This is a genomic window from Streptomyces sp. W16 (assembly GCF_033194735.1).
Lineage (GTDB): Bacteria > Actinomycetota > Actinomycetes > Streptomycetales > Streptomycetaceae > Streptomyces.
This window is the reverse complement of the sequence record NZ_JAWOAI010000667.1, coordinates 1-4,521: the sequence shown is the minus strand read 5'-3', so window position 1 is coordinate 4,521 and position 4,521 is coordinate 1. Positions and strand designations below refer to the sequence as shown.

5 protein-coding genes are annotated in these 4,521 nt (G+C 69.7%); 2 read left to right on the top strand and 3 right to left on the bottom strand.

What is annotated here, in order from left to right:
• Window positions 1–63: 63 nt before the first annotated feature.
• Window positions 64–1,383, bottom strand: a complete 1,320-nt coding sequence (locus R6V09_RS46660) for an ABC transporter substrate-binding protein (RefSeq protein ID WP_317887532.1) — start codon at window positions 1,381–1,383, stop codon at window positions 64–66.
• Window positions 1,384–1,713: 330 nt separating this feature from the next.
• Here R6V09_RS46660 and R6V09_RS46655 point away from each other — a divergent pair, with 330 nt between their 5' ends.
• Together R6V09_RS46655 and R6V09_RS46650 are read left to right on the top strand one after the other, a co-directional pair.
• A complete protein-coding gene (locus tag R6V09_RS46655; protein ID WP_317887531.1) occupies window positions 1,714–2,769 on the top strand; it encodes a LacI family DNA-binding transcriptional regulator in 1,056 nt (351 codons plus the stop codon).
• A 24-nt stretch (window positions 2,770–2,793) separates the two neighbouring features.
• Window positions 2,794–3,576 carry a serine/threonine protein kinase gene (locus R6V09_RS46650; RefSeq protein WP_317887530.1) on the top strand — a complete coding sequence of 261 codons (783 nt, stop codon included), beginning with the start codon at window positions 2,794–2,796 and terminating at the stop codon, window positions 3,574–3,576.
• Here R6V09_RS46650 and R6V09_RS46645 read toward each other — a convergent pair.
• On the bottom strand, window positions 3,548–4,054 hold the full coding sequence (locus R6V09_RS46645) for a GNAT family N-acetyltransferase (RefSeq protein ID WP_317887533.1): 507 nt from the start codon (window positions 4,052–4,054) through the stop codon (window positions 3,548–3,550). The two genes, R6V09_RS46650 and R6V09_RS46645, sit on opposite strands and share 29 nt — an antisense overlap.
• 8 nt (window positions 4,055–4,062) lie before the next feature.
• Window positions 4,063–4,521: restriction endonuclease (locus R6V09_RS46640; RefSeq protein ID WP_317887529.1), on the bottom strand; the 459-nt coding region annotated here is incomplete at its 5' end.

Below are 4,521 nucleotides of genomic sequence, written 5' to 3'. Positions count from 1 at the left end.
GCTGGTCGCCGGGCGCGGCGCCGGAGCCCGGCGCGGGGTGTGCGAGGGCCTGCTTGGAGCTGCTCACTGCCCGAGCACGTCCTTGATCTCCTTGGTGGCGGCGCTCCATCCCTGGGCCGGGGTCTTGCCCTTCTGCTCCACCTGGAGGATGCCGACATCAGTGATCGCGGTACCGATCGGCTGGTCCTTGATGCCGAAGACCTGCACTGGGATCGTCTTCGCCGAGTCGGAGAAGATCTGAGTGATCGGCGCGTTCGAGAAGTACGTCGTCGTGGCGGCGGCCGGCTTCAGGTTCGGGTACGCCGCCGGGGTGGACGGGAAGCTGGCCTGCTTGGCGAAGACCTTCTCCTGCTGTTCCGGCGCGGTCAGCCACTTCGCCAGCGCGATGGCGTCGGCCTGGTGCTTGGACGCCGTGGGAACACCGAGGAACGAACCGCCCCAGTTGGCCGCGGTCGGCGCCGCCGCCACGTCCCACTTGCCGCTGCCGGCGGTGCCGGCCTTCTCCTGGATGTACCCCATCATCCAGGCGGGGCAGGCCACCGTCGCGAAGCTGGCGTTGGCGAAGCCCTGGTCCCAGGTCGGGTCGAACTGCTTGAGCTTCGCCGACATGTTGCTGGTCGCCACCGCCATCGCCGCGTTCCAGGCCGCCTTCACACCGGTCGACTTGTCCCAGATGACGTTGCCGTCCTTGTCGTAGTACCGCTGGCTCTCGCCGCCGATGGCCGCGTTGTAGACGGAGGACGCGGAGTCCACGAACTTGGTGCCCTTGGGCGCCTTCTTCATGTAGTCCTTGCCGACGTTGACGTACTTCGACCAGTCGCCCTTCCACAGATTGGCGAGCTGGGTGCGGTCGGTGGGCAGACCGGCCTTCTGGAAGAGGTCCTTGCGGTAGCAGATCGCCATCGGGCCGGTGTCGGTGCCGAGGCCTATCTGCTTGCCGTCCTTGGTGGTGGCCTGGGCGTTCTTCCAGGGCAGCCACTGGGACTTGTCGACGTCCTTGCCGAGGTCGACGAACTTGTCGGCCTGCGTCTGCACGGCCTCGGTGATGTTGCCGACCTCGATGGCCTGGATGTCGTCGGTGCCCGCGCCGGCCTGGAGCCGGGTGAGGACCTTCGGCCAGTACACGTCGGTACGGGTGGTGACGTCCTCCTTGATGGTGATGTTCGGGTGGAGCTTCATGTACTCGTCGTACAGACCGGCCTGCTTGTAGCCGAAGACGCCGAAGGTACCGACGGTCAGCGTGGTCTTGCCCTTGCCGCTGTCACTCGCGTTCGACGAGGTGCCGTCCGAGTCACTGGAGCAGCCGGCCAGCACCCCTGTGGTCAGGGCGGCGACGGCCGCGAGGGCCATCAGCCGATGGGACCGTCGGGTACTCGTGCGCATTGCGTCCTCCTGTTGCCTGACGTGCCGACCCCCCGGCCAACTGCATTGTTGGGCCCGTTAGTTCACGCTGCGGCTCGGGCGGGGAACGTGCGGGATGTGTATGTGTCAGGTACCGTGGGAGCGCTCCCACCGGTGATGTGTTGAAGAGTCGTCGGTTCGCGCGGGGGTGTCAAGGGACCGGACGCGGAGAGATGCGTTCAGTTATTCGTCTGTTAGCTAACTGTGCGAGAGGCGGGGATTCGGCCGGAGGCGGGACTCTTCACGCCCCTCTTCCCTGATCAGGACTGTTACATTCCAGGCCAACGGGTGGGTCGACAGGAGGCGGAGCCAATGGCAGGCCACGGAGCGCGGAGCCGGAGTGGCGGCCGGCCGACCTTGGAGGAGGTCGCGGCGCGCGCCGGGGTGGGCCGCGGCACCGTCTCCCGGGTGATCAACGGTTCGCCAAGAGTCAGCGACGCGACCCGCGCGGCCGTCGAGGCGGCGGTCGCCGAACTCGGCTACGTCCCCAACACGGCCGCCCGCGCCCTCGCCGCGAACCGCACCGACGCCATCGCCCTCGTCGTCCCCGAGCCCGAGACCCGCTTCTTCGCGGAGCCGTACTTCTCGGACATGCTCAAGGGCGTCGGCTCCGAACTCTCGGAAACCGAGATGCAGTTGCTGCTCATCTTCGCGGGCAGCGACCGCGAACGGCAGCGCCTGGCCCAGTACTTGGCCGCACACCGGGTGGACGGCGTCCTGCTGGTCTCGGTCCACGCGGACGACCCGCTACCGGACTTGCTGGCGCAACTGGAAATCCCGGCGGTGATCAGCGGCCCGCGATCGGCGGCGGAGACCCTGACGTCGGTCGACTCGGACAACTACGGCGGAGCCCGCTCGGCCGTGGAGCACTTGCTGTCCCGAGGCCGCACGCGCATCGCGCACATCACCGGCCGCCTCGACGTCTACGGCGCCCAGCGCCGCGTCGACGGCTACCGCGAGGCGCTGCTCGACGCGGGCCACGAGGTGGACGAACACCTCATCCAGCCGGGCGACTTCACGGAGGAGGGCGGCCGACGAGCGATGAAGGAACTGCTGGCCCGCCGCCCCGACGTCGACGCGGTCTTCGCCGGCTCGGACGTCATGGCGGCCGGCGCCCGCCAGGTACTCCGCGAGGAGGGCCTGCGCATCCCGGACGACATCGCCCTCGTCGGCTACGACGACTCGGCCATCGCCCGCCACATGGACCCGCCCCTCACCAGCGTCCGCCAGCCCATCGAGGAGATGGGCCGCGCGATGATAGACCTGCTGCTCGCGGAAATCGCGGACCGGCGGCCGGCGACATCCCGGGAACTTGAGCGGCGACAGGTGGTGCTGGCAACGGAGTTGGTGACTCGGGCGTCTTCATGAGGGAGTGGTTGCTCGGACAAGCTGATGCCCGTGACTCCCCATCCTCTCCTGGCCGTTGCCGAAATCCCCGCCGTCGAGCCCTACCTCCGCACCGTCGGCGAGATCTTCCGCTCCTTCCGTGAACAGGACTCCGGATGTGTCTCGTACGGCGTCCAACTCCCGGACGGTGAGAGCTGGTTCGTCAAGGAGGCGACAACAGCCCCCGCACGGGCCTCACTTGACCGGGCCCGGGTCTTCCATCAGGCCGTGCGACATCCGGTGATCGTCCCCCAGTCGCACCGGATCGCCGTGGCGGACGGCGGCCGTACGGCGGTCGTCATGCCCTGGTGCGACGGCAAGTCCCTGTACGGCCCCGCCCGCGCCCGTTTCCGCGCCCTGCCCCTCGCCTCCGTTCTGCGCGCGGTCGACCGCGTCCTGGACGCGCACCTCGCGGTGGAGGCGGCCGGGATGGTGGCGGTCGATCTCTACGACGGCGCGTTCCTGTACGACTTCGGCGGCGACGCGCTCCATCTCATCGACCTCGACGAGTACCGCCCCGGCCCCTTCGTCCTCGACGAGGACCGCCTCCCGGGCTCGGCCCGCTTCATGGCTCCCGAGGAGTGGCACCGGGGCGCCCGCGTCGACATCCGTACGACGGTCTACGCCCTCGGCCGCAGCGCCCATGTCCTCCTCGACGGCGGTGAGCGGCGGGCCTGGCGTGGTACGGCGGGTCAACTCGCCGTACTGGAAAGGGCGACCCGTGACGATCCCGCCGAACGGTTCGCGGGTGTACGGGAGTTCACGGACGCGTGGCGCGCTGCCACCTGATCTCGCCGTCCTGCCACTTCTCCGTCGGCGCCAGCCCAACTGCCGTGGCGACCGCGGCGGATGCCCGATGGTCCGGGTGGATGTGCGCCACGATCGTAGGGACCGAGTGTTCGCCGAGCCAGGACACCAGGCCCTTGGCCGCCTCCGTGGCCAGACCCTGGCCCTGCCACGGTGTTCCGACCACCCAGGCGATCTCCGCGACCGACGCCGCCTCCGTGACCGTCGCCTGGACCGTGCCCACCAGGCGGGATTCCGCCCGGAGTTGTAGGACCCAGTTGCACCAGACGGCGGACGAGGGGTCCGGGGAGCCCGCCACCAGGCCTTCGTAGCGGGTTCGCAGGGCGTCCGGAGGCAGGGGTTCGCCGCCGGTGAAGGTGTGGAGGGCGGGGGAGGAGAGGACCGTGGCCATTTCCTCCGCGTGCGCCGCGCTCAGGGGGATGAGATCCAGCCGGGCGGTGGCGATGAGTTCGGTGTCCATCGTGGGGCTCACAGCATCCAGGGGGCGGGGCCGGTGCGGCTGGCCCAGGCCGCGAGGGCGTGTTGGTCGAACAGGCGGATGCCCATGGACTGGGCGTAGTTCGTGGCGGGCTTGGTGAACCGCGAGGTGGTGACAATGGCGGCGACCTGGGCGCCGTGGACGTTGTAGCAGGTGCCTCCGAAGCGCTGGAGGTCGCCGGATCCGACGGTGGTGGTCGGGCCGTAGCGCTTGCACTGGATGACGATGCGCCGTCCGTCGGGTGCGTTCGCGACGACGTCGGCTCCGAGGTCGCCGGCGCCTCCGGTCCGGCGGGCGTCGCTGCATCCGTCCCGGTGGCAGAGGTAGGCGATGGCGTCCTCGAACTGGCGCGGATCCATGACGTGATAGCGGGCGATCTCGGTGGACTGCGCGGCGCGGACGCGGGCCTGCTCGGCCCGGCGGGCCTGGCGCGCGCTGCGCCGGCGCAC